The organism is Hyphomicrobium sp. D-2, from assembly GCF_029872155.1.
Classification (GTDB): domain Bacteria; phylum Pseudomonadota; class Alphaproteobacteria; order Rhizobiales; family Hyphomicrobiaceae; genus Hyphomicrobium_A.
This window is the reverse complement of the sequence record NZ_JARXLA010000004.1, coordinates 98381-123039: the sequence shown is the minus strand read 5'-3', so window position 1 is coordinate 123039 and position 24659 is coordinate 98381. Positions and strand designations below refer to the sequence as shown.

The following is a 24659-nucleotide window of genomic DNA, read 5'->3' as shown; positions in this document are numbered from 1 at the left end:
TAACCGCTCGGACCATTGCTACACGATGGTGACAGAGTACTGCGGCCGAAGGCTTCGCCAACTGCTGCAGGAGCAAAGCGATATATTCGCTTCCGCTACGCGATCAATGCACCGGTTTCCATTGATGGCGGCGATGGCTCTTCTGTCCCGCCAGAAAACGAAAATAGCCGTCGCACACTTGAGGATAAAATCTTGGCGCCCACTGGCAGACAACGCCAGCAGCGTTGCTCCATGGCTGTGCCCCGGCGCAGCTGATTTTTGTCGAGTTGGTCCACGATGACGACATTCGAGCTGAGAGCCTCTCAGCAGCTTGCTGCCATCGCTTTATGACAGGTGTGTCAGACCCCCGTCATATCTTCGAATTCAGTTGCCCGAGAAAGTTGCAATGGCACTACAGGATCACTCCCATCCTGAACGGCCAAACTTTAGATGTTTTCGTGCAGAGCGTGAAAGATTTCGCTGAGCAGACGCACGAAACAATCCGGTCTGTCATCAGAAATGCAGGCTGCTGCGCTATCGAAGCTCCATAAAATACTGATGCCCACGCGATCGCATGGAGTGCTGGCGATGAGTTTGTCCGATAGGAAGGAAGATACTTGCCGTTTGGCCGCCGACATATTGAGCTTGGCACCCGAACAGGTCGGTCGCGTTTTCTATCAGAAGCTGAAACGACGCCAGCTAACCAAGCTTGTACGCAGCCTCGACAAGCTCGTCGCAGGCGGCGGAGATGATGCCCGCCTCGCAGCGCGGGCTCTCAGCCACCTCGGGTTTCCCGTCCCTTGAAGGGCTTCCCCCTCCCTTGATGGGTGCCCGTAACTGCGACGGCTATTGTCACGGCACCGAAGACTTTGCTCCTCACCAAATGGTGTACACAAATTCTCCTCCGTCGAACTTATGCCGACAATGCCGACGTGATCCGATCATCGACACGGGGCATGCCTTGCAGCCTTTAGGCGATGATTTCTGTTTCATTGTTTTTCCTGCCCGCTTGCGATGTTCCAGCCACTCGTAATTACTTGAGAAACTGATACATAGAACGCAGATCGTTTGCTGCGCAGCTCACCCAATTGAGCAAGTGAAGGCTGCGGTCCCAGCTGAGCTTCAAAGCTTCAGTTGCAGGCCGCTTTACGTCGGTCGGCCGTCGCAAGCACTTCAAAAGGAATGGGACATGCGGACCGGGTTGTTCTGCACTTACGAGAGCACCTCGAATGATTACCGCAGCGCCTATTCCGATCAGACGCATCTGATTGAACTCGCGGAACGGCTTGGTTTCGACGAGGCATGGATCGCAGAACACCATTTCAATCCTCGTTCGGCGTGTTCAAATCCGTTCGCCATTCTTGGATATCTGGCGGCAAGAACTTCGCGGATCTGCCTCGGTTCAGCGGCTATCCTGCTGCCCTTCCACAATCCCATCATGGTTGCTGAGGGCGCCGCGACGGTCGATATCCTCTCCGGCGGCCGCTTCAATCTGGGCGTGGCCAAGGGCGGCCCCTTTCCCATGCAATTAAAGCACTTCGGTCTATCGTCAGACGAGGCGTCCGCCCGCACACGCGAGGCCGTCGTTCTCGTTGAAAAACTGCTGACCGAAAAACGCGTCGATTTTGATGGCACTTTCCACCAAGCCGATAGCGTGGAACTCACACCACAGCCTCTGCAACAACCGTTGCCAATCTTCGTGGCCACCTCCACGCCCGATATGATCGCGCTGGCCGCAACGCGCGGATATGGCTTGATGGCCGGCCCCCCGTTTCCAATCGCACACCTTCGCAACACGCTGCGCCTGTATCGCGAGACCGCGCCAAACAAAGATCCGCGCCTGGTTCTAACGCGCTTTCTGCATATCGCACCCACACGGGAGCAGGCCGTCGCCGAAGCACGGATGATGCTGCAGCCATTTGTTGAGCGCATGCGCAAGACGACGGAAGTTTTGCAGCCTTCCTGGACACCCTGGATGGATCTTGAGCCCATCATCGAAGGCTCACTCATCGGCACCCAGATGGACGTCCGCGCCAAGCTCTCCGCACTGCAGGCTGATCTCAATCCCCATAGCCTGATCGTCAAGCCAATCACCGCGCAACACGACAAGCAATGCGAAGATCTGGTCGCCTTCGCCGAGCTAAGCAAGACTTCTCTCGCCGCCTGATCCAAAAACGAGCGCCGCGCGCAATCCACGCACAGCGGCGCCCATGCCCGCCGCTATTTCCTGTCTTTCGCGAGCTTGCCGTACACAACGGCGATGGCAATTGTGATAGCGCGCGGCGGCGGCGCGAACGGCGCACTACCCTCAACCGTTTTCAGAGCACTTGCATCGAGCTGCGGCTGACCGGAACTTGCCACTACGCGCAGCGATCCCGGCACTATGCTGCCATCCGCTTGCAGACTGACGCCAATGCTAGCCTCGCCCTTCAACCCCTTCCTGCGACCTGAATCGGGATAGACGAGATTGTCTTGCACCTTCTTTACCAGCGCACGCACGTAGGCGCGCAAACGTTCTGCTTCCTGCTGTTCCTGCGCAATTGTCTGGGCCTTCTGCTGCGCCAGATCACCTTCAACATTCGCTGCACCCGATGCGCCCGCACTTGCCGCAACCGGCTCTGATGGTTGCGTCTGCTGTGGAACCGGCTCACTCTGCTGCGGTTCAGCACTTGGGTCTTCAGCCTTTTGCGGCGTACCGTCCTCAACGACCTCCTCAGGTGGCTCCTCAGTTTCCGGCGGTTGTTCAGGCTGTGAGGCTTCCTGCGGTGGCGGAGTCTCTGGTGCTGCGGCCTGCGCTTCCCGTGGCGCGCCCTCGCCCTTCGTCTGCTTCTGAACTCTTTCTTCGCTCTGCATTGGAGCATCCAGCCCCTGAAGCTCAACCACCAGGATCGGTGGATCCTCAGGCGGTGTTGCTACGGGCGGCAGCACAAACGGAAGCACAAGTGCACCGTGGATGAAGAGCGATGCGACGACCGCGTGTGATAGCGTGAAGCTCACGGCGCTGCACCTGCGCCCGCTCCGCTGCCAGCCGACGATCCGCCACCGCTCTGCGTTTGCACACCAACCTTGGTGAACGCGAGACGCTTCAAAACGTCAGCGACGTCAATGAATGCCTGGAACGGCACAGTTCTGTCAGCGCGGATGAGGAAGCTGGTGTCCTTGGGCAGATCTTTAAGGCTGGCTTCAAGCTGTTCCTTCGAGACAGCAACTCCGTCGAAGTGAATTATGCCGCCCGCCGCGATCTCAATCGCGGTCTCCGTCTGCTGCTCAACTTTTGTCGGCGAAGCCTGCGGTAGCGTGACCGGAATGCGTCCGACCGCGACGAACGTCGCCGTCGTCAGCACCATCGTCAGCAACACCAGCATGATGTCGACAAATGGAATGACGTTAAGCGATTCAAAAGGCTTTTCGTCCATCGGTCACTTTCCCCCATCGGCGGCGATGCCCTGACGCGAGGACAGCGCGTCGACAGCCGCCTGCATCTGCGCCTCGCGCTGTACCTTCCATCGCAGCTGGAGCACCTTGGCGCGCCGAACGAGGCCATTGTACGCAACCACCGCCACGATGGCGACGATGAGACCCATCGCAGTTGCCTTCAGCGCCAGCGCAAGGCCAACCATGATTTTGCCCGGATCAGCGCCCGCAGAAAAGTCCATGGAATAGAACGTGAGCATGATGCCAAGGACGGTGCCGAGCAAACCGATGTACGGCGCGTTGGAAGCCACCGATGCAACCAGCACCAGATACTTGGTCAGGTCCAGCTCCAGCCCTTCGGCAGTGACGTAGCGGTGCAGCTTGATGCGCGCGTAGAACACCAGCCGTTCCAGAATAACGGCAACGACCAGAACGCTCAAAACTCCGAGCAGGCCGATGACACCGTAGTCAATCGCTTGGCCCAGCCATTCAATGTCCAACTGCGTCTGCACGAACAACACTTTCCTCAGTAGGTAATACCGGCCTGCACCAGACCGACTGTGCCACGATCATAGCTTGCAGCGTCAGCATCGGCGCCAACCGTGTGCGCAAGATAGGCTTTGAGCAGCAGCATGCGCCCGCTCATGTATTCATAGGTGCCGTAGTAGCCAAGGCCGATATCGGCAAGCGATACATAGTCAGGCTGCGTGGTCGTATAGCTGCCATCCTCCAGCGAAACGCCGCCAACATCCGCGAATGCGCTGACGGCGTGGTTCCAGTCGCCAATCGCAGGCAGGGCATATTTCAACTTAGGCGTAATCAGCCAGCCGGTGTCGCCCGACAGCCCCTCATTATAGGAACGCACGCCATAGACGCCCGTCAGCCCGAGCTGCTCGCTGGAGTCGAGATTACCCGACAGCGATTTCTGCCCGCGCGCATCGACGATAAACGACAGCTTCTCGCTCAACGCCATTGTGACCGTGACGCCACCGGCCAGCTTGCGGAAATTGCCAGCGGTATCGGCGCCTGCCTGATTCCAGGCCAACTGCAGTGGGTCGGGATAATCGACGTTGCCGATGGTGAGACCGAGATTGGCGCTGGACACATACGGCAAGCCAAACAGCTCACCCACCCGCTGCCGGTTGATCGTGGCGATACCGGCACCAAGGTTGCGTTCGTTGATCGAGGTATCGAAGACCTGATCGTCCAACCGCTTATACGTATATCCAGCGCTGACGATGATCGTCTCATCGCGCGAACGCACCAACGGATATGACAGCGTGCCCGATGCACCCTCAGCAACGCCCGTCGACTGCGTGTTCGCGAACGTACCACCCAGCGCATATGTGGTGCGGAAGATGGCCGCCTCCGCTTTCACCCCGTCATAACCAAGCGGCACCGCATAAGCGAAACGCCAGTTGATGAGGTCGGTTGTCTCCGACACCATGCCGAACGCAGACAGGCGATCGCCTAGCCCGAGCAACGAATTTACATTTACGCCCGCCATGGCGCGGTGACGTCCGGTGTAAGGCGAGCCGAAATTGTCGCCCAGGATAAACCCGTCGACACGCTTCTCCTCTGGCACCTCAAACAGAAAATCGGACGATCCCTGTGCACGTCCTGCTCCCATCACAGACCGGGGCATACCCGCGCCGTTGAGATCCGACATCAGAAGCATGGCGCGCTCCAGTCCTTCCTTGCGGACCAGCGCGCCATTCCTGACACCATGGCGCTCAAGAATGCCCTGCACGTACCAGCTATGCACGAGCGACCGATTGTCGATTGTGACCTGACCGTAAGCGCCGGGCACCATCTTGAGACGCAGCGTTCCACCGCTCGCGTCCTGCTCGGGCACATAGGCCTTGGCGACGAGATATCCGGCCTCGCGATACAGCCCGGTTACTCTGTCGGCCGCCTCATAGATTTGCGTCAGCGTGAGCTTACGGCCCTCATATGGCTTAAGCAGCCCACGAACAACTGCTGCATCAACCAGTCCTTCGCCACCCTTTACGACGAAGCGGCGCACACGCAGCGTTTCTCCATCCTCCAGCGTCAGCGGCGGATCAATGAGCTGCGGCAGATTTATCGGTCCGGAGCGCGGCGGTTCGGGCGCATGCTCCACCGCCTGCTCGGCCTCGCGCGCGGCAGTGCCTGCATCATAGGTCTGTGCGTCGGCGATCGGTGCGATCACGGCCATGCCCAACAGTGCTGTCGTAGCGAACTTCACGCCCCGGCAAGAGCGAGGAAAGAAACAACCAATCAGGGTACGCGACATCACGCTACTCACTCATTTCCAACACAACACATACAAAACACTTCGCCCATTCGGCGCGGGGCGACTGATCTCCCGCGCCAGTGGGAGGCGAATTTACTTACCTAGCGCCGCAGCCCGATTGAGCGCAGGGCCGAAGCCGTTCACGGAAACTGCAAACGCAAGCGGACCGCCGGCATCGTTGAACGCTGTCACCGTCAGCGGATCTTTCGCGCCGCGCAGAGTGGTGAGCGCCTTGGCATCAAGGGTGAGCGGCACAACGCAGCCCTGTGGCAGACACGTCTTGAAACGCAGCGCGCCCAGCTCCGTCGCACCGGCTTTCAACGTCACGCCCTTGTCGAGCAACAGCCCAAACGGGAGCACAAGCACACCTTCAGCCTTATCGCCAATCGGCTGCAGTTCCACCGCGATCAGCCGCTGGCGCGTCTTAGCATCGGCCTGCTGTTGCGTGATAGCGCAGCGCTTGCCGCCAGCTGGTTGCACGCAGGTCATCGTCCAGTCCTGAAACGCCTCGTTGATCGCCTGAGCGCCACCGGGCAGCGTTGAGACTGTTGCCGCATTCGCCGGAGCCGCAGGAGCAGCCGTCTGCGCAAGTGCAGTGAATGGTGCGAGCGCGATGCAAGTTCCCGCAGCCGCAACGCGCATCGCCCGCCGGGTCCACTGCTTGTTGTTTGTTTGAGCCAAGCTCATTGTCTCATGCATCCTTTGCTAGGCGTACGGGAGGTGCGGTGGCTGTTTCCGCACCCGCATTTCCGTTCGATTATGGTGCTGGCGCCGTCGCCGACCCGGCGTCATCACCGGTCGAACCGTCCTGCTTTTCGAGGTCGAAGCGCTGGCCATCGACATCGATCGACTTGATGGCCGCTCCATAGTCAGCTCCGGCATCAACCGGTGCAGTTTGCGCCCGGCGGCGACGACGCTCGTCCTCATCGTCCGAGATCTGCGTCACTGTAGTTGGCGCAGCAGAAAGATCGACGTTGTCTTCCAGCTTCGGCGCGGACTTGGCTTGCGTCTGTGCTGTGCCAGCCTTGGCGTCTGTCGGTGTAGCCGCCTTTTCGAATGTTTCCTCGACTGCGCCCGTCGCAGCAACCGCAGCAGCTGACATCGTGGCGAGGAACTGTTGCGGCGTTGCGCCCGAAGGTGTCCGCGCTGGACGCGTCGGCGGTGTACCTGGCTGGCCTGCGCCACCACCGCCATTCCCGGTGCCGCCACCATTGCCTGGACCGGTAGCAATCGGCGAGCCACCGTTCATCACGCTCTCGGCGCTCTTGGCCAACGCTGCCGTGTCGCCCGCCTGCTCCTGCATGGTCTGGGCACCGGCATTGTCAACGCCAACCGCACCACCGTGGAACTGATCCGCGGTCAGGTTGGTGCCGAACTTTGCGTTGTAGGCATCGACGACAGGCGTGCTGCCGTCTTCGTGGTCGGGCTCATAGTTGCCTCTGCCGTTGGTCGAGAGGCCGCTCGTCTCAACGTTCCACGAGTTGCCGACCGACATGGCGTGCAGGCCACTGACGACATTGCCGGAGAAACCGCCGATTGTTGTCAGGTCGCCCAGAGCCGATTGAACCCTGCCCGACGAATATGAGAACGCAACGCTGCCTTCGGTGATCGAGCCGACAAAGCCGCCGGCATAGTCCTTTTCATTGCGATTGTAGGCGGTATCATTGAGATACACGTCGCCCGATGCCGTTGACTGCAAAACCAAGCTGCTCTGTTGGACATCCCCGGCGAAACCGCCGATCTCCCCGCCCTTGGCAATCACGTTGCCGCTCGCAGACGACGAGACGATATGAGCGCCTATCAGCAAACCGACGAATCCGCCGGCCGAGGCTTCCCCACGCCCGTAGCTGTCATAGGTGATGTCGCCCGATGCATGGCTGTCCAGGACAAAGAACGCCCGCGCTGTGCCCGCAAACCCGCCCGCGAAGCTGATGCCGTTGGTCGTGACGTTTACGGCCGCATAGTTGTTGTTCGCGATGCCGCCGTATTCCCCGCATAGGCCACCGACACTGCTCTTGTTTGTATTCGACAGGCTTGACTGCGCGAAGATGCTTCCCGTCGCGAACACGTTCGTCATCTGCCCCTGCGTCATCCCGGCGAGAGCACCGATGCTGTAGGTCGCAGAGTTATCGTTGCAGGCAGCGGTGCAGTTGATGTCGACGTTGGTCACGCCAAGATTGCTCAGCCCCGCATACTCAGCGACGGTGCCAAGCCTCTGGCTGGCGGTATTCTGTTGATCGCGACGTGCTTCGCCGACCGAAGCGAACAGTCCGTTGCGCGAGGATGTCAGATTGGCGACCACGTGGCCGAGACCGTTGAACACGCCATTGAAGACGTGCGTGCTGCCACCGATCATTCCGATCGGCGTCCAGTCGGCAATGCCGCTCAGGTCGATGTCGCTGCCCAGCGCATAGCGCGTGCCGCCATCAAGGTTCGCCGTGCTGTTGTTCAGCGCCACGAGGTCGGCAACCGTATTGATGATAGTGTACGCGACCTCGTTGCCGGTGCTGCCCATGGTCAGGCTGCCAGAGCTGCCAAAGTTGATCTTGCCGGCGAATTTCCCGGTTGGATTGCCATCGGCGTCCACGGCGTAGGCCATGTTGATGCCATGGAAGGTAAAATCCCGATGCAATTCTGTGACGCCAAGCAGGTTGCTGTACATCGGACCTTCGAACGAGGTCAGACCGTAGGAGACGAACAGGTTGCCTGCACCCGCTACGTTCATCACGTTGGCAACATTGATGCTCTTGCCGGAAATCAGGCTGAGCGTATTCGACGACCAGGAAACCGCATCCTTGATGTTCACATCGCCAGCGTCGGACGCCACCTTGGTGTCCATCTGACGAAGCACGGTCATCAGCCCCGCACCGCTGACATTGCCGTCAGCCGCGACGTTGAAGTCGTCCGGTGCGCGCATCAGCCAGTGGCCATTGGCAAAACCTGGGGCACCGGCAGCCGATGCGTTGAGAGCACCGTCAATGTTGAGGAAACCGGCTGTCTCGATGATGCCGTCGAGCGTGAACGTGACGCCCGATCCACCGACCAGCACAACGCGGCCACCTGCGGCCTTAATCGAACCATTGGTTGCAACGCCATTGCCGATGAGCGCAACAAAGCCTTCATCCGCAGCGTTGATCGCGCCGTATGCTTCAATCCATCCAGTCGCATCGTTGTCGCCGAACGTGTAGATGCCAGCCTTGAAATCGGTGTCGGCAATGTTTTGCGTCGACGCCACCAGCGCACCAACATTCACCTGTGACGAGCCGGTGAAAAGAACGCCAGCGGAATTGACGATGTACACGTGGCCAGGCGCAGTGATCGCACCGGCAATGACGCTTTCCTCATTGCCGACCACGCGGTTCAACGTCGCCGCCGATGCATTCGGCTGCTCGAACGCAACCGTATAGCCCTGCCCCACGTCAAAGCTCTGCCAGTTGATGATGGCGCTATTCGTCGTCTGCGCCACCGTCATCGTGGTTCCGGACGTCGAGATTCCCGCGTTGCCGTGCGCAACGACGCCGCCAAAAGGCAAATTGGCCTGATAGATAACTGCGATGCCCGCGGCGCCATCCATCGTGTAGTTGGCGTTACCTGAAGTCTGCAGCGTGCCGAGCGACATCTCGTATGTGCCGACGCCGGTGCCGCCAATGAGAGCGCGTCCCGACAGCGATACCGTGTCGCCCGCAACCAGATTGGAGACGCCAATCATCGCGGCGTCGATGAACGGCGAACCGCCCTTCGGCTGCGTTGCCACCAACTGAAGCGCACGCGGCGTAATATCCCCCGTACCAGCGGAAGGCGGCGCCAGAACGTAGTTGCCGGCATCAAGACCTTGAAGCGCAGCGGTGATGGTTACGGACTTTCCGGTTCCAGCATTTGCATCGGCAAATTGTCCGCTCGCATCCAGCGCGACAATGTCGGCGCCGAAGAGGCCGGAAATCGACGCTAGGCTTACGGTCGCGGCAGTGGTGCCGTCATAGACCTTGTTACCAACCGCATACGTTGCCGAAAGCGTCGCTGGCGTGACAGCGGCCTTGGTCGTGGCGCCGGCTGCAATCACGTAGTTGTTCGCATCACCGCCGTTGGAACCAGCGCCCAGCGTGACGGTGAGCGATACGATCTTGCCGTTGCCAACGTTCTTGTCCGCAAACGTCGCATCGGAATAGATGACATCGATGCTCTCGTTGCCGACGAGACCGACCAAGCCATTGTTGGCGGCCGTGACATCGACGAATGCACCTGTGGTGCCGTCGTAGACCTTGTCCGCAATGATGCCGTTGGCCGCCAGCGTCAGTGCCTTGGGCGCGATGGCGACAGCACCGACGATGTTGGAATAGGCACCCGCGTTGATGACGCTGCCTGCATTGTGGCCTCCGGCATTGAGATAGCCAGACGACGACAGCATTGATGCATCGCTGACATCGTACTGCAGCACACCAAGCGTATCCGTCCATTGCAGGCCGAATGCCGTTAGCGCGCCGATGATATCCGCGCCCGAAGTGCCATAGGAGAGCGTGCTCGTTTGCGGCACACTCACATAAACCGGCATCTTGGCGAGCAACGGATTGCCGGAAACCGACGACGCCCAATAGTCGGAGCTGAAGCCCACGTAATTGGCAAGGTCGGTTGCCGCGCTGCCGGCCAGCCCGACCGCGCCGGCTTTGTCCACGCTCAGTCCGGTTATATCCTGATTGTAGTATACGCTCGCGACCGTTCCGCTGTTGTGACCAGCAAACCCGCCGAATGACGTTGCCGCGGTGGACTGCTGATTGACTGAAACCTTCACAGCTCCATACGAGCTTTCAATCAGCCCGGCGTTGTCGCCAACAAAGCCACCGACGTAGATGTCGTTCTCACGGGCCGTTACGGCGCCATACGACACCACGGTGTCATTAGGGAGAGTGTATCCGCTTTGGCCCGCATACGCGTTGGTGATCGTCCCGGAGTTGTAGCCGACGAAGCCACCGGCGGTTGCTTCATTGTTGTTTCCGGTAACGACATTGGCCGCAGCGTAACTGTTATCTATTACACCGGTGTTCGTGCCGACGAGACCGCCAATATGCAGCCCCGCATTGCCGGAGTTATTGTTGGCAGACGCGTTGCCGACCGTGCTTTGATGGACAAAGCTGTTTTTGATCGTCCCGCTGTTGACCGCCACGAGCCCACCGACGCTGGTCGGCACTGTGGCTGCGGTGTTGGGGTATGAATTGAGCGCGTTACCGGATTGATAGCTGTTCGCAATCAGTCCCGAGTTAGAACCAACCAGACCGCCAGCGCTATAGCCGTATACGGTTGCAGTGGAGAACGCATTGACGATTGCGCCTTCATTCACATTGGCCAGCGCACCCAGCATCTTGGCGCCGTACTGATAGGCAAGCACGATGCCCTTCACACCGATATTGCTGATGGAAGCGGTTGATGATGTGGCCGCAAACAAACCATCGGTCTGCGTCCTGGGTGTCGCTGCCGCTATCTGAACCGTGTGGCCAAGACCATTGAAGCTGCCGGAGAAAGGCGATGCTTGCGATCCGATGCCAATCGCCCAGGCCGGCTCGGCATCGCGCATGACGATATCGCTGCCGAGCACATAATTGCCCGTCACATCGTCGGCTATTGCGGCAAGTTCGGTGAGGTTGTTGACGACGGTGTAGCCCTCACCGTTCAGCGTCACCGTTCCGGTGCCGGAGAAATTAATCTTGCCGGCAAACGTGCCGCTTGCACCGCCGAACGCGGTATAAAGTCCGTGCGGCGTACCGTCAGCGTTGGTCCCCGAACCGTACAGCGCGGAGAAGCTCGCCGTATCGGTCGCCTCCATGGCGGCATTGACGAAGATGTTGTTCGTGGCATCCAGCGTCAGCGTATTCGCCGACCAGCTTACCGCCTCGTTGACATGGATGTTGCCGTCGGTGCCGGAGCCCGATGTCGACACGATGGTCACGCTCGTGTTCGCAAGCTGATCCGTCAGCGTCGCGCCGGAAATATCGCTGCCAATGGTGAAACCATCGGGATCGATCAGCCACAGCCCATCGGCGCCGTCAGCTGATTTTGTGGTGATAACGGTGCCGTTCTGGATCGAAACCTTGTCGCCGGATGTCTCAATGAAGCCGCCATCACCGCCATCAGGCGCCGATGCGTCGAGCTTGCCAGAAACCCGTCAGCGCGGCCATGGTGCGCGCCTGCACGATGCCGGAGTTGTTCACCTGCGCGGAGAGAATTGCATCAGCGGCACGGGCTGTCATGATTACGCGGCCGCCGTCGGCGCGTATCAGCTGCCTGTTCTCAACCAGCGCGTTCAGCACGCCCTGATCGATCGTGACATCAACCAGCGAGTTGCCGCCAAAGTTGAGCGTGGTCTTCTTGCCTGAGGCCAACGCCACTGTGCCGAGCGTCGCGGTGATGACGCCCTGGTTCGACACCGTGTTGCCCATCAGCGAGATGTAGCCACCCTGCGTCGCGCTGATCTGGCCCTTGTTGACGACCGATGCCGTCGAATTGCCAGCAAAGGTATAATTGCCCGCAAGGAAGTCGTCGTTCGAGATGTCGAGCGTTGAAGCAACGAGACCGCCGACGTTCACGTTTGCGGTATCGGAGAACAAAATGCCGTTGGAGTTGACGATGAACACCTGACCGTTGGCATTCAGTGCGCCCTGAATGAGCGAACTCTCATTGCCGATGACGCGATTAAGAACAACCGACGATGCATCCGGCTGGTGGAAGTTGACCGTTTCTGATGGCGCAATCGAAAAGCCCTGCCAGTTGATGATGGCCTTGGCGCTCGACTGGGTGATGTCGGTAACAGGGCCCGTCTGCGTGATGCTGGCAGAACCCGAGACGACATTGCCGCCCTCCGGCCCTGCAAGCGCGGGCGTGGGGATGATGAGGGCTGTGATGACCGCATAGGATGCCGTGGCGCGCAGCAGCAAACTCAGGCGGCGCAGCGTGCCACTCCGATGGCCGGCAGGGCTGTCGCAGCCCGGCGATCTATCGGCACCCGAGAAACAAGCCATCGTGCAAGCAAACAAACGCATTACCGCCTCCCAACAAACCATATCCGCAGGAAACGGCGCCATCGCTGTATCCAACTTGATATAGCGTTTGCGTTAGCACGGGACCGGCAAGGGGGGTGATGACTGCAATCATACCACCGTCAGAAAGGTGGAATTTTTTTATTTAAGAAGTCGCGCGAGTGCAGAACTGCAACAAATCCAGCGTCGGGAGCCGCTTATTAGCTATGCTGGATTGAGCAGCCTGATTGCATTATCGCTGCGTTCAATCTCGCCGTCGCTTACCATGCGCGCCAACGTCCGGTAGAGAACTTCGTGCGACAAGCCCAGCTCGGTCGCAAGATCTTTCAGCGGCCCGCTGATCGTAACCGTGCTGTCGTCGTCGGCTTTGAGAATGAGAAAATGCCGGATGCGGTCCCGCGCGGAATGCAGCATCAGCCGCTCGTTGCGCACCCTCACTGCTATAAGGCTGCGGGAAATCATTGCGGTGAAGGCCGTAGCGAAATCACCGCGTCGGTCAAATTCCGCCAGCACTGCGCCTTTGGGATAAAGCCGCACCTCGGAGGGAACCAGCGCAGTAGCATCGCAATGGTAGACATCCGAGAACAGCGATGCCTCCGCAAGAAAATCGCCGGCATGCGCGACGTACAGCGATACATGCTGACCGGTGATGGTCGGCCGCCCCATACGCATGCGCCCGCTCAGCACCTCATAGAAGCCGATGGCCGTGCTACCCTGCCAGAACAGGTTATCGCCAGCCTGCAATGTCAGGACCTTGCTTGCCGAGCGGATCGATTGCGGCATCCAATCCTGAAACGACCCATCCGGCGCGGAACGCTCAATCGCGTCATGTGACTGCATAGTTTAAATCCACGATTGCACCGCGTAGCTCCGTGCGTGCGATGGCCGCTGTCATACCGGCCGAAGCGCGCCCGGCATAATCTATCCTTCGCACGGGCGGCCACCGCCGTCGTATTGGATACAATATAGCGCGCTGCGATATATTAATGTAAGCACCACCCTCCGTCCGTTTTTTCCGGAGAGGTCAAGCTTTGTCACTATCTCGACGGTCGATGCTCATTAGCGGAGCGGGAGCTGCAGCTGGTCTCGTTCTGGGCGGACAGCCGGCTGCTGGTGGCGGGCCAGACAACGGCCTGGAAGTTCTGGTTCCACACAACGCAGCGGCAATCCTGCTCGCGCGCCTAATCGACAATGGCGATCTCGCCAGCGTTGCTCCGGGCATCAGCCTGCGTACCTGGCGCTCCCCCGATGAACTGCGCGCTGCGATCGTTGCAGGACGCACACGCCTCTTTGCTACGCCCACGCATATCCCGGCAACGCTGTTCAACCTCGGCGTGCCGGTGCGACTGATGTCGCTGCTCGGCATGGGGCATTTGTCGATCGTTACAGGCGATACATCGATCAATGCGATTGCCGATCTCAAAGGGAAGCGCGTGCTCAGCTTCTTCAAGAACGACATGCCCGATCTCGTCTTTCGCAGCGTGCTCAGGATGGAGGGGCTCGATCCGGATACCGACCTGATACTCACCTACGTGCAGTCACCCATGGAAGCAGCGCACATGCTTGCGGCCGGGAAGGCCGAGACGGCGGTGCTTTCTGAACCGCCAGCTTCAGGTTCAATCCTGATGGCGCAAAACATGGGCCGCACATTGCGGCGCGCAATCGACCTGCAGCAAATATGGCTTGCTCATCGTGGTCAGCGCATCCCCATGGTCGGCTTAGCGGTTGATGCCAGCTTGCCGGCAGAAATGCCTGATCTGATCGCGGCCCTGCGCGACGGATTGCCGCGCGCCAAAACCTGGGCTTTCGAAAACCGCGCTGAAGCTGGCGAACTCGCGGCGCGCGTACTCGGCATGCGACCCGCCGCATTCATCGGAGCACTCGATCATTCTCGGATCGAAATCGTGTCGGCCCGGAGCGCAAAGAGCGAACTGACAAACTTCTATCAGACGCTACGCGAGCTTGAGCCCCGCGCACTCGGCGGCAAACTGCCAACTGACGATTTCTATCTGGATATGTGATGCGGCCGGGCGTTAGAAAATGGGCCTGGTCAGCGGTCGGAATTGTGCTGTTCGCAGCGCTCTGGCAAACGATTCACGCCATTTCTGGCCCATTAATCTTGCCGTCCCTGGCTGATACCTTCCGCGCCCTCGTCGATATTACAGCATCCGGAATTGTCGGATCTACGGTTCTTGCAACGGGGCAGCAGGCACTAGCGGGCTGGCTATTGGCAGCCGCAATCGGATGCGGACTTGGCCTGCTTGCTGGTCACGTAGACGCCGTTGGCGACGCCGTAGCACCGTTGGCCACGATGGTCTTCGCAACGCCGCCAATCGTCTGGGTCGTGCTCGCACTTCTCTGGTTCGGCCCCGGCAGCATCGAGCCAATGTTTACTGTTGTCATGTCGACATTCCCGATCATCTTCGCATCCTGTCTGCAGGGCGTGCGCGGTCGCGACAAACTGCTGGACGAAATGGCTAGCACGTTCAACGTTCCTCGAATGCAGCACACGGTTGACGTTGTCCTGCCCCAAGTCTGGGCGCAGGTTCTGCCGGCACTGGCGACAACGATCGCATACGCGTGGAAGGTTGCGATCATGGCCGAAATGCTGGGCGGCGGCACAGGTCTGGGCGGACAATTGGCGACCGCGCGGGCCAATCTCGATATGCCTGAAATGATGGCCTGGATCAGTGTTATCCTAGCGCTCGTTCTCGTTTGCGACGGCCTTCTTCTGATGCCATTCCGCCGTTATTTGAATACCCGCTTCAACACTTTGAAACTGCGCTGACCATGCTTCGTTTCGCAGACATCAGCTTCGCTTTCGGCGACGCTCCAGCGATCGACAAACTCAATCTCACCATCAACCCCGGTGAGCTGGCTGTATTGCTCGGTCGCTCTGGCTGCGGAAAGACAACCGCACTGCGACTCGCAGCCGGCCTGATTCAGCCAACCGGCGGTCAACTCATCAATACGTTCACCCGAACCGCTTCCGTGTTTCAAGAGCCCAGGCTTCTGCCCTGGGCAACCGCACTCGACAACGCCGCCTTCGGGCTGAAAGCACTTGGCGTTGATCGCGAACACCGACGTTTACAAGCTGCACAGTTGTTGCGCCAGTTCGGCATAAACGAAGCTGATTTCGACAAGCGGCCATGGGAACTTTCCGGCGGCATGGCGCAACGGGTCGCTTTTGCGCGTGCGCTTGCGATCAAGCCTCAACTCGTGCTGATGGATGAGCCATTCAGCGCCCTTGATGCCGGTTTGCGGCGCGAGATGCAGACGATCGTACGCGATGCTGCGAAAAAGGATAATGTCGCGGTGCTGTTCGTAACGCACGATGTCAACGAGGCCGTCCGCCTCGCCGACCGCATCTTCGTATTGTCGGCCGCACCGGCCCGTGCGGTTGCCGAACTGACGAATTATCCGCCCGCTTCACTCGCGGAGGCGTACCAGGCCGGATCAGCTCTGCTGCAGCACCCGATCGTCGCTGACGCACTGACGACATAAGCGCACAACGACGATGATCTGACGAGGGAGGGAACGAACTGCTTCTGGCGGCATGGTGTAGTCAGCGAGTCGTATCGACCGTTCTCACCCTGCGCGCGGCAACCGGATATGTGCGAGCAAACCGCCAAGCGATGACCGGCCAAGTTCGACACTGCCGCCATAAAGATGAACGAGATCTCGCACTATGGCCAAGCCAAGACCGGACCCGGTCGAACCAGCCTCCCATTGCTCACCGATTTTGAACACGACATCCCAGGCCTCAGGCGGCAGTCCCGGCCCATCGTCTTCCACCACTACCGAAGCGAAATCGCCGCCCTCGTCTTCATTCGTGCGCACGACGACGGTGCTTCTTGCATGCTTGCACGCGTTGTCGACGAGATTGCCAAGCATCTCGTTCAAATCCTGCGCCTCGCAAGCCACCATCACATTTGCCGGGATGCGGTTCTCGATATTCAATCCCAGATCAATATGCAGCTGCCCCAGAGCGCGGACCACCTGATCGGCAGTTTCACCCAGCGATGATGCCGCGACAGGCTTCGCACGGCCAACGGCCGCTCGCGCACGCGCAATCTGATAATCTATCTGGCTTTGCATCCTGCGGCACTGCTGGCGAATTACGGCAGCGGAATGCGTCGAGCCGCTTTGCTCCAACCGGTGGGCTTCATCGACGAGGATCGCCATCGGCGTCTTTAGCCCGTGGGCGATGTTTCCTGCCTGTGTACGGGCGCGCAGCATCTGCTCGCCAGATGCCAGCAGCAGGCTATTCAGATCGTCGATGAGCGGCTGCACTTCTTCGGGGAATGTGCCACTGACGCTTGGCGCACCATTGTTGCGCAGTCGAGAAAGCGCCTCACGCAACTGGCCGAACGGTGCCATCGCGTACAGCAGCAGCAAGACTGCAGCACCAATCAGCGACAACGCCAACGTGCCAAGCGACCAGACCAAAACGTTATTGAACTTCCGCAGTTCATCATCGAGAAAATGTCTGTCGGTGCCAATGATGATGCGCAACGGATCGCGGCTGGTATCAAGCCAGCGCAGGCGCTCGGCCACAAGCAGCTCACCCGTTGGCCCTTTTATCCGATGGGTATGAACCTGTGCGTCAACGCCATCGTCATCTGGCACATCCAGCTTCGGCCCTTCAAGGGAAGCTGATCGCGCCAGCAGATGGCCACCTTTCTGAATCTCCCAGTAGAAACCTGAAAGCGTCTTCAGGTAGCGTGGATCGCTGAGCGGACGCTGCAGCCGGAACTGCCCGTTCTCGTCGAGTTCCATCAAACTCTGCAGCTCATCGAGATGCACGTAGAGTTCGTCGTAAAACTGACTGACCAGAAAATCCTTCGATACGCGCGACAGCAGAAAGCCCGCAACCACAACACCGATTGCAATCCAGACCGTCGCGACAATGATGAGGCGGGTTTTGAGGCTGCGGATCATCAAATCAATCCATCCGGTATCCCAGACCGCGCACAGTGGTTATGAAATCACGCCCCAGCTTGCGGCGCAGGCGGCTGATATAAACCTCGATGGTGTTGGATTCCGCCGTCGCATCGAGCGCATAGAGACGCTCGGTCAACTCACTCTGGGAGACGATGCGTCCCGGCCGGTGCATGAAGTAAGTCAGCAAGCGGAGTTCTGACGCAGTGAGGTCCACAGGGTCACCCGAAGCTGTCACCTTGCCCGCAGCCGTGTCGAGACAGACGCCCTTATGGTTCAGCATCACGCTTGCCGCCCCAGACTTGCGCCGGATAAGCGCACGCAGGCGAGCGACAACCTCAGGAATGTGAAACGGCTTGGTGATGTAGTCGTCGGCGCCAGCGTTCAGCCCCTCCACTTTCTCAGTCCACGTACCTTGCGCGGTCAGAATGAGAACGGGCATGTCGCATTTCTCGGTCCGCCATTTGCGCAGCACCGCAATCCCCTGCATTTTCGGCAGCCCGAGATCAAGGATGGCGGCATCGAAATGCTCTCCCAGGCCCAGCACCACGCCGTCTTCGCCACTCGGCGCATGATCCACAACAGATCCATTCGGCCGCAGCCCGGTTACGAGCCGCCCGGCAATGTCATCGTCGTCCTCAACCAGCAAGATCCGGATGTCAGCCTCCAGTGCAGACGGAACGGATAAAAAAGGGACCTGAAACGAACCTGAAGGTAGCCACAGCCCCCTCTTTTCAGGTGAAATTCAGGTAGCCGTGCCCACAGCCCTCATCAGGAGTGGGAGCGGTTGCAGCCTATGTCATTAACAAAAAAAGTCTTTCCTACAGCAATGGGTGTCTTTCTGGCGCTCGGCACAGCCTTCAGTGCCTGGGCATCGGAGATCGTTGTTTCTCAGGCGCAGATTGATCGCCTTGAAATCCACCTTGCAGAAGTGCGTTCCGCCGCCGAGGAGGCCATCGCGCTGTTACCCGGCACCATCATTCCCCCCATGAACAGCCGCGTTGCAGTGCCTGCTCCGTTCGCCGGTACCGTCGTCACAGTCGAGGTGCTTCCCGGTGAGGCGGTAACGCCCGGCGACACGCTGATGACGATTGCCAGCCGAGAACTGGTTGAGACCCTTTCGCAGCTTCGCCAGGCCGAGGCAAACCTTTCAGCCGCGCAGGCCGTCGCCCAGCGATACAAGGGACTGGCCGAGAAAAGAATTGCCTCGCCCACGCGAGCCGCTGAAACCGAGGCCCAACGCGCAGGGTTGCAAGCAGTGGTCGAGGAGCATGAGCGCCTTGTCTCGCTGGGTAATATCAAGACCAACGCCGATGGCTCCTATTCGCTCATCGCGCAGCGCGCTGGCCGGGTTGTAGAATTGAACGTGGTGCCCGGAGCGAACATTGCAGCGATGGCGCCGGCCATCACGATCGACACCAGCGATGATCTGTGGGTTGAGGCACAACTGCCAGCTTCGCTCATCGGCCGGGTGCACGTCGGCGACACCATCCGTCTCGAAAATGGTGCGACGGGCAAAGCGCTTTCGGTTAGCCACACCGTTGACCCGCGGACGCGATCCGCGCTGCTGACGGGCAGTCTGCCTGCAAACTCCGGCTTCGTGCCCGGACAGATGGTGACGCTCAGCATCCATCGCAAAGCGCAGGCCAGCGGCCTGGATGTGCCTGCATCGGCCGTCGTTTGGCTGCATGGACAGCCGAGCGTATTCGTGCGCACCGATGCGGGCTTCAATGTTCTTGCCGTAACGCTGAAGGGAAAGACGCTGCACGGTGCAACAATCGAAGGCGATCTGACACCCGGACAGAGCGTTGCCGTATCTGGCCTGGCTCAACTTGAAAACATGATCGGCGAGGAATGACATGCTGCGCCGGCTGGTTGAGTTTGCGCTGACACAGCGCGCTTTCGTTCTGTTTGCTTCGTTGCTCATCATGGTTGCAGGCGCATGGGCGTTCCTGCGCATCCCGATCGACGCATTTCCCGATATCTCGTCGGTTCAGGTGAAGATCATCATGAAAGCACCCGGCATGACGCCGGAGGAAGTCGAAACGCGCGTCATTACGCCGATCGAGCTGGAACTGCTGGGCATCCCGCACCTGACGATCCTGCGTTCATCGGCCAAGTATGCGATTGCCGACATAACGCTGAACTTCGATGACGGAACCGACATTTACTGGGCGCGCCAGCAAGTGGCCGAGCGCCTTGCTGACGCCAACGAGGCTCTGCCCGAAAACGCCAGCGGCGGTCTTGCGCCGATTTCTACGCCGCTGTCCGATGTATTCATGTTCACCATCGAAGGCGGTGACCTGACGCTTGAACAGCGTCGTACGCTACTCGATTGGACGATACGCCCGGCCCTGCGCACTATTCCGGGCGTGGCCGATGTCAATGTTCTGGGCGGCATGGTGCGCGCATTCGAGGTGATCCCCGACAGCGCAGCGCTGGCCGCTGCCGGTGTATCGCTATCCGATATCAATGAAGCAATCGCGGCAACGAACCGCAACGACGGCGCCGGACGTCTCTCCGATGGCGAAAAGGCGTTGGTGGTGCGTGCCGAGGGCGCAATCAAGACACCAGCGGATCTGGAGCAGATCGTTCTACGCGCGGAAGGCGGCAAGGTGCTGCGGTTGCAGGATGTGGCTACGGTCGGCATCGGCAATCTCACGCGCTACGGGGCTGTCACGAAGGACGGCAAAGGCGAAGCGGTTCAAGGTCTCGTGCTGTCGTTGCGCGGCGCCGATGCCAGCGCGATTGTCGAAAGCGTCCGCGACCAGCTTGAAGCGCTCAAGCCGGGGCTGCCACCCGGCGTTGAGCTACACACATTCTACGATCGCTCGGACCTCATTCAGCGCGCCATCGGCACGGTTTCAAAAGCACTGATTGAAGCCACGGTGCTCGTCGTCATTCTGCTCATTCTGTTTCTCGGCGATTTTAGCGCATCTATCGTCGTCGCGGTAACGCTGCCGATGGCTGCGTTGATGACATTCCTGCTGATGAAGCTGCTGGGAATGTCAGCCAATCTCATGAGTCTGGGCGGTCTCGCCATCGCCATCGGCCTGATCGTCGACGCCGCTGTTGTCGTCGTTGAAAACGCCGTTGAGCGCCTCAACCACCATGCGGGTGATGATCGCGTTCCTGCGTTGCATCACATCTATGTCGCGGCATCAGAAGTGGTGACACCGGTTGCATCCGGCATTCTCATCATCTGCCTCGTCTTCCTGCCGCTGCTGTCGCTCGAAGGCCTTGAAGGCAAGCTGTTTGCGCCGGTAGCAATCACCATCGTGCTGGCTCTATCGGCTTCGCTGCTGCTGTCGCTGACGCTTATTCCGGCGCTGTCATCAATGGTTCTGCGCGGCAAGGCGCACAAAAACCCCATCCTGATGCGCATCATCGAAGCTGGCTATCGCCCGGTGCTGCGCTTCTGCCTTGCCCATCCGTTTCCGGTTTTCGTCAGCGCGGCCGCAGGTATTGCAGCCATGGTCATGGGATATCAGGCCGTCGGCAAGGCATTCATGCCTACGATGGACGAAGGCTCCGTCATCATGCAGACGACGAAGTTGCCTTCGATCAATCTCGACAACTCCATCGAAGGTGACGTGCGCATTCAGCGTCTGCTGATGGAGCGTGTGCCCGAGGTTCAGGAAATCGTCTCGCGTGTCGGCACCGACGAACTTGGCCTCGATCCCATGAGCCCCAACGACTCCGACGCGTTTCTTGTGCTGAAGCCCAAGGAGGAGTGGCGCGTTCAGGACAAGGACTGGCTGCTGCAGCAGCTACGCGACGCGATGGCCGATATGCCCGGTGTCGAGTTCTCGTTCACACAGCCCATCGAGATGCGTACGTCTGAAATGCTGACGGGCGCGCGCGGCGATCTCGCGGTCAAGATTTTCGGCTCGGATCTAAACGAGCTGGCCGCGCTGGCCGGACAAATTCAACAGACTATCGCGGGCGTGCGCGGCGCTGCAGAAGTCTTCACCGCTTCCAATGATACCGTCGATTACCTGCAAATCGACATGGACCGCCTCACCGCCGGACGTACGGGGCTTTCCGTCACCCGCATTCAGGATGAGTTGCGCGCGCTGCTGGAAGGCGCACCCGCCGGCATCGTTTCCGAAGGTGAAAAGCGCACCGGCATCATTATCCGAGGGCCTGAAACGCTGCGAGAGGCGCCCGAGTTGTTCATCCAGAGCCAGCTTGTTGCCGGTGACGGAGGCCTTGTGCGTATTGGCGATGTTGCAGCGCTGAAGCGGACCGCCGGCCTCGTGAAAGTAGACCGCGAGAACGCATCGCGCTTCGCCATCGTGCAGGCCTATGTTTCCGGGCGGGATCTCGTCGGGTTCGTCGAGGACGCTCAACGCGCCGTCGACGCTGCCGTCAAGCTTCCTCCCGGCTATCGCCTCGTGTGGGGCGGCGAGTTCGAGAACCAGCGCCGCGCCGCTACCCGCCTCGCCGTTGTGGTGCCGATTGCGCTGGCGCTTATTTTCGTCGTGCTGTTTGCCACCTTGCGATCGGTTCGACAGGCGGTGTTGATCCTCGCCAATATTCCGTTTGCGCTGATCGGTGGCGTGCTCGCGCTGTGGGTATCTGGTGAGTATCTGTCGGTGCCCGCTTCAGTCGGCTTTATCGCGCTGCTCGGCATTGCCGTGCTGAATGGTCTGGTCCTCGTCAGTTACTTCAATCAGCTGCTCGCCAGCGGAATGACACTGGACAAGGTTGTGTTTGAAGGTTCCATGCGGCGACTGCGACCCGTCTTGATGACGGCCAGTATAGCAGCGTTCGGGCTGGTGCCGCTGCTGTTCGCAAGCGGTCCGGGTTCGGAAATCCAGAAGCCGCTGGCAATCGTCGTCATCGGCGGCCTCATAACCTCAACAACGCTGACGCTAATCCTGCTGCCAATTCTGTTTCGCCGCTTCGGCGTTGTCCGCGCTGGCGCTCACACCGACACACGGAGCCTCGCATGGACCAACCCCTTTGCAAGCTGACGCTGGTTTATCCGCCAGCGTCGGAGGCCCACATCGTTGAGATGATGCTGAATGCGGAACCACCACTGCAGGGCTTCACGACGTTCGAAACCGAAGGACACGGCCATTCGTTCAGCAATGCCACCATGCGCGAACGCGTTCGCGGACGCATTGCGCGCGGCATGCTCGTCGTTGTCTTGCCACGCGCGCGCGTTCCGTCGCTTCTCGATGAGATCCGCGTGAAGGCCGCGATTGCAGATCTTGTGTATTGGGTTGAACCTGTCGATGCATTCGGCCGGCTAGCGCCCGCTGTCGCTCATTCCAAGTCCGACCTGGTCACCGAATAGCGCTCAAACGTGGGGCAACGGCTGAAAGGACTGCATCTCTCGATCAGCATCTTGCTCCGTGCTCGGAACCCGCAGAGCAGGCCATAGCGTTATTCCTCCAGCGCCACGCAACCGGAGCGGAGAAGATGGTTAAGGTGTATCTGCTGATTGAACTGCTGCGAGCGGCCAACGCCGGGGATGTCAGTACAAAAATCAGATCAATTGAATTCGATACCTGCAAACTGGCTAATGTCGTGGTGCTGGCGGACGACAAGCTTGTCGCTCAGCTCGACTGCCCATCAGGTCGCGACGCCAATGCAGCCGTGCTGACGAAAATCACACCCATTGAGGGCGTAGTGCAAACCAATGTCATGGGCGCCGTGACACCGGTAGAACGGTAGCGGATCTGGTCAAGCAAACAGCGACGACGCTGCACATGACACCGAGAGACATCAGGGCCCGGGAGCTTGTTTTCCCAACGGGGAAGCTCTAGCCTTCGCTGCCATGATTTTTATGACCAATGAAGTACATGCGGAGGCTCGGCGTCACAAAGCCGGGCAGTAGCCCCGGAACGCTATCGCAGTTCCGGGTGGGCGAACGAACTCATTCAAAATTTGGCGGCTAATGCGCATTTGCGTGCGAATGGATCGACCGTTCGCAGTCTGTGCACGCACGTACATGGCAGCCGCACACTTCAAGTTGGAAGTGACGCATGTCCTCGACGTCTTCAATCACGAATATCAAGCACCTGCAGTCTATCATAAAGCACGCGCAGCGGCGCACGGATCGATATTTCCGCCTGTATCAACGTGCAAGCAATGACACCATCAAGGCCCGTTGGTTCAATCTTGCCGTTGAGCACGATCGCATTGCTGCCGACACAGCGAAGAAGTTGCTCGAAGCAGCAGCCTGACCATCATTTGTGCCTGTAGCGAAATGCAGAGCGGCGCCATTAAGGCGCCGCTCCAAGTCTCATATGATCGAAAGATTGGAAATCAATTCGCGGCTGATTTTGCAGCATCAAAGCGCTTGGAAACTTCAGCCCAGTCGACGAGATCCCACCAGGCGCTGAGATAGTCTGCGCGGCGGTTCTGATATTTCAGGTAGTAGGCGTGCTCCCACAAATCGTTGCCCAGGATCGGCGCACCTTTTACCTCCGCAACATCCATCAGCGGATTGTCCTGATTGGGCGTCGAGGTGATTTCCAGCTCGCCACCCGGCGTCACAATCAGCCAAACCCAACCTGAGCCAAAGCGGCCCACGCCTGCGGTCTGGAACTTCTGCTTGAACTCATCGATGCTGCCGAACTTTGTCTCAATGGCCTTTGCAAGTGCATCTGCTGGCTTGCCGCCGGTGCCTGGCGCCTTCATCGACTTCCAGAACTGCGAGTGGTTCCAGTGGCCGCCCGCATTGTTACGCACCGCAGCAGGCAGAGTGCCGGCCTTAGCAAGCAACTCCTCAAGAGATTTGCCCTCTAACGCCTTATCGGCTGCAATCGCCTTGTTGAGCCCCGTTACATACGCCTGATGGTGCTTGCCATGATGGATCTCCATCGTCTTGGCATCGATCACAGGTTCCAGCGCGTTGGCTGCGTAAGGCAGTGGCGGCAACTCAAATGCAGGTTTCGGTTCGGCAGCAAACCCGACAGCGGTTGTTGCAAGCACTGCCGCGAACGCAAGCGCTCCAGTCAGTTTCCTCATCGCTAGCTTCCTTCTCCGAAAGCCCCGGCCCACGATAAAAC

General features: G+C 59.4%; 20 protein-coding genes. 9 read left to right on the top strand and 11 right to left on the bottom strand.

The genetic code is table 11. The annotated features are described in order from the left end of the window. Positions 1-1168 precede the first annotated feature (1168 nt). Positions 1169-2146, top strand: coding sequence for an LLM class flavin-dependent oxidoreductase (locus tag QEZ49_RS09125; protein WP_280386215.1), 978 nt, complete (start codon positions 1169-1171; stop codon positions 2144-2146). A gap of 53 nt (positions 2147-2199) precedes the next feature. Here the strand turns inward: QEZ49_RS09125 and QEZ49_RS09120 are convergent, their stop codons facing one another. From QEZ49_RS09120 to QEZ49_RS09085, 8 genes are all read right to left on the bottom strand, one after another. Further along, a complete protein-coding gene (locus QEZ49_RS09120; protein WP_280386213.1) occupies positions 2200-2976 on the bottom strand; it encodes a TonB family protein in 777 nt (258 codons plus the stop codon). Continuing rightward, entirely contained in the window at positions 2973-3395 is a 423-nt protein-coding gene (locus tag QEZ49_RS09115) for a biopolymer transporter ExbD (protein ID WP_280386212.1), read from the bottom strand. The genes QEZ49_RS09120 and QEZ49_RS09115 overlap by 4 nt, the downstream gene beginning before the upstream one ends. A 3-nt stretch (positions 3396-3398) precedes the next feature. Next, positions 3399-3905 (bottom strand): TonB-system energizer ExbB, encoded by a 507-nt coding sequence (gene exbB, locus QEZ49_RS09110; protein WP_348534804.1) that lies wholly within the window; start codon positions 3903-3905, stop codon positions 3399-3401. A 14-nt stretch (positions 3906-3919) separates the two neighbouring features. Continuing rightward, positions 3920-5590: a ShlB/FhaC/HecB family hemolysin secretion/activation protein gene (locus tag QEZ49_RS09105; protein WP_280386208.1), complete on the bottom strand. Its 1671-nt coding sequence runs from the start codon at positions 5588-5590 to the stop codon at positions 3920-3922. Positions 5591-5761: 171 nt separating this feature from the next. Continuing rightward, positions 5762-6355 carry an invasion associated locus B family protein gene (locus QEZ49_RS09100; RefSeq protein WP_280386206.1) on the bottom strand — a complete coding sequence of 198 codons (594 nt, stop codon included), beginning with the start codon at positions 6353-6355 and terminating at the stop codon, positions 5762-5764. Positions 6356-6425: 70 nt separating this feature from the next. Further along, positions 6426-11606 (bottom strand): YDG domain-containing protein, encoded by a 5181-nt coding sequence (locus QEZ49_RS09095; protein ID WP_280386204.1) that lies wholly within the window; start codon positions 11604-11606, stop codon positions 6426-6428. A gap of 181 nt (positions 11607-11787) precedes the next feature. Then, the gene (locus tag QEZ49_RS09090; protein WP_280386202.1) at positions 11788-12696 is read right to left on the bottom strand and encodes a filamentous hemagglutinin N-terminal domain-containing protein; all 909 of its coding nucleotides are present in this window, start codon (positions 12694-12696) and stop codon (positions 11788-11790) included. 201 nt (positions 12697-12897) lie between these two features. After that, the gene (locus QEZ49_RS09085) at positions 12898-13533 is read right to left on the bottom strand and encodes a Crp/Fnr family transcriptional regulator (protein ID WP_280386200.1); all 636 of its coding nucleotides are present in this window, start codon (positions 13531-13533) and stop codon (positions 12898-12900) included. A 191-nt stretch (positions 13534-13724) separates the two neighbouring features. Here QEZ49_RS09085 and QEZ49_RS09080 point away from each other — a divergent pair, with 191 nt between their 5' ends. The 3 genes from QEZ49_RS09080 to QEZ49_RS09070 all read left to right on the top strand — a co-directional run bounded on the left by QEZ49_RS09080 (position 13725) and on the right by QEZ49_RS09070 (position 16197). Continuing rightward, positions 13725-14714: an ABC transporter substrate-binding protein gene (locus QEZ49_RS09080; RefSeq protein WP_280386198.1), complete on the top strand. Its 990-nt coding sequence runs from the start codon at positions 13725-13727 to the stop codon at positions 14712-14714. A gap of 98 nt (positions 14715-14812) precedes the next feature. Then, positions 14813-15481, top strand: coding sequence for an ABC transporter permease subunit (locus QEZ49_RS09075; RefSeq protein WP_280386196.1), 669 nt, complete (start codon positions 14813-14815; stop codon positions 15479-15481). Between the two features lie 2 nt (positions 15482-15483). Continuing rightward, positions 15484-16197, top strand: a complete 714-nt coding sequence (locus QEZ49_RS09070; protein WP_280386193.1) for an ATP-binding cassette domain-containing protein — start codon at positions 15484-15486, stop codon at positions 16195-16197. Positions 16198-16281: 84 nt separating this feature from the next. Here QEZ49_RS09070 and QEZ49_RS09065 read toward each other — a convergent pair whose 3' ends face one another. Together QEZ49_RS09065 and QEZ49_RS09060 are read right to left on the bottom strand one after the other, a co-directional pair. After that, the gene (locus QEZ49_RS09065) at positions 16282-17634 is read right to left on the bottom strand and encodes a HAMP domain-containing sensor histidine kinase (protein WP_280386191.1); all 1353 of its coding nucleotides are present in this window, start codon (positions 17632-17634) and stop codon (positions 16282-16284) included. Positions 17635-17638: 4 nt separating this feature from the next. Next, positions 17639-18292, bottom strand: coding sequence for a response regulator transcription factor (locus QEZ49_RS09060; protein WP_280386545.1), 654 nt, complete (start codon positions 18290-18292; stop codon positions 17639-17641). Positions 18293-18430: 138 nt separating this feature from the next. Here QEZ49_RS09060 and QEZ49_RS09055 point away from each other — a divergent pair, with 138 nt between their 5' ends. The 5 genes from QEZ49_RS09055 (at position 18431) to QEZ49_RS09035 (ending at position 23831) form a co-directional block, all read left to right on the top strand. Beyond that, positions 18431-19492 (top strand): efflux RND transporter periplasmic adaptor subunit, encoded by a 1062-nt coding sequence (locus QEZ49_RS09055; RefSeq protein WP_280386189.1) that lies wholly within the window; start codon positions 18431-18433, stop codon positions 19490-19492. 1 nt (position 19493) lies between these two features. Then, entirely contained in the window at positions 19494-22613 is a 3120-nt protein-coding gene (locus QEZ49_RS09050) for a CusA/CzcA family heavy metal efflux RND transporter (protein WP_280386187.1), read from the top strand. Further along, positions 22589-22939: a DUF3240 family protein gene (locus tag QEZ49_RS09045; RefSeq protein WP_280386185.1), complete on the top strand. Its 351-nt coding sequence runs from the start codon at positions 22589-22591 to the stop codon at positions 22937-22939. Before QEZ49_RS09050 ends, QEZ49_RS09045 begins: the two co-directional genes overlap by 25 nt. Positions 22940-23064: 125 nt before the next feature. After that, positions 23065-23319 (top strand): hypothetical protein, encoded by a 255-nt coding sequence (locus tag QEZ49_RS09040; RefSeq protein ID WP_280386183.1) that lies wholly within the window; start codon positions 23065-23067, stop codon positions 23317-23319. Positions 23320-23630: 311 nt separating this feature from the next. Beyond that, positions 23631-23831, top strand: coding sequence for a hypothetical protein (locus QEZ49_RS09035; protein ID WP_280386181.1), 201 nt, complete (start codon positions 23631-23633; stop codon positions 23829-23831). 82 nt (positions 23832-23913) lie between these two features. Here QEZ49_RS09035 and QEZ49_RS09030 read toward each other — a convergent pair whose 3' ends face one another. Further along, positions 23914-24618, bottom strand: coding sequence for a superoxide dismutase (locus QEZ49_RS09030; RefSeq protein WP_280386179.1), 705 nt, complete (start codon positions 24616-24618; stop codon positions 23914-23916). Positions 24619-24659 lie beyond the last annotated feature (41 nt).

Coding starts and splice junctions, on each gene's coding strand:
- QEZ49_RS09040 (WP_280386183.1), top strand. CDS start 23,065: ATGGTTAAGGTGTATCTGCTGATTGAACTGCTGCGAGCGGCCAACGCC.
- QEZ49_RS09085 (WP_280386200.1), bottom strand. CDS start 13,533: ATGCAGTCACATGACGCGATTGAGCGTTCCGCGCCGGATGGGTCGTTT.
- QEZ49_RS09100 (WP_280386206.1), bottom strand. CDS start 6,355: ATGAGCTTGGCTCAAACAAACAACAAGCAGTGGACCCGGCGGGCGATG.
- QEZ49_RS09030 (WP_280386179.1), bottom strand. CDS start 24,618: ATGAGGAAACTGACTGGAGCGCTTGCGTTCGCGGCAGTGCTTGCAACA.
- QEZ49_RS09065 (WP_280386191.1), bottom strand. CDS start 17,634: ATGATCCGCAGCCTCAAAACCCGCCTCATCATTGTCGCGACGGTCTGG.
- QEZ49_RS09090 (WP_280386202.1), bottom strand. CDS start 12,696: ATGCGTTTGTTTGCTTGCACGATGGCTTGTTTCTCGGGTGCCGATAGA.
- QEZ49_RS09035 (WP_280386181.1), top strand. CDS start 23,631: ATGTCCTCGACGTCTTCAATCACGAATATCAAGCACCTGCAGTCTATC.
- QEZ49_RS09105 (WP_280386208.1), bottom strand. CDS start 5,590: ATGGCCGTGATCGCACCGATCGCCGACGCACAGACCTATGATGCAGGC.
- QEZ49_RS09045 (WP_280386185.1), top strand. CDS start 22,589: ATGGACCAACCCCTTTGCAAGCTGACGCTGGTTTATCCGCCAGCGTCG.
- QEZ49_RS09050 (WP_280386187.1), top strand. CDS start 19,494: ATGCTGCGCCGGCTGGTTGAGTTTGCGCTGACACAGCGCGCTTTCGTT.
- QEZ49_RS09070 (WP_280386193.1), top strand. CDS start 15,484: ATGCTTCGTTTCGCAGACATCAGCTTCGCTTTCGGCGACGCTCCAGCG.
- QEZ49_RS09125 (WP_280386215.1), top strand. CDS start 1,169: ATGCGGACCGGGTTGTTCTGCACTTACGAGAGCACCTCGAATGATTAC.
- QEZ49_RS09115 (WP_280386212.1), bottom strand. CDS start 3,395: ATGGACGAAAAGCCTTTTGAATCGCTTAACGTCATTCCATTTGTCGAC.
- QEZ49_RS09055 (WP_280386189.1), top strand. CDS start 18,431: ATGTCATTAACAAAAAAAGTCTTTCCTACAGCAATGGGTGTCTTTCTG.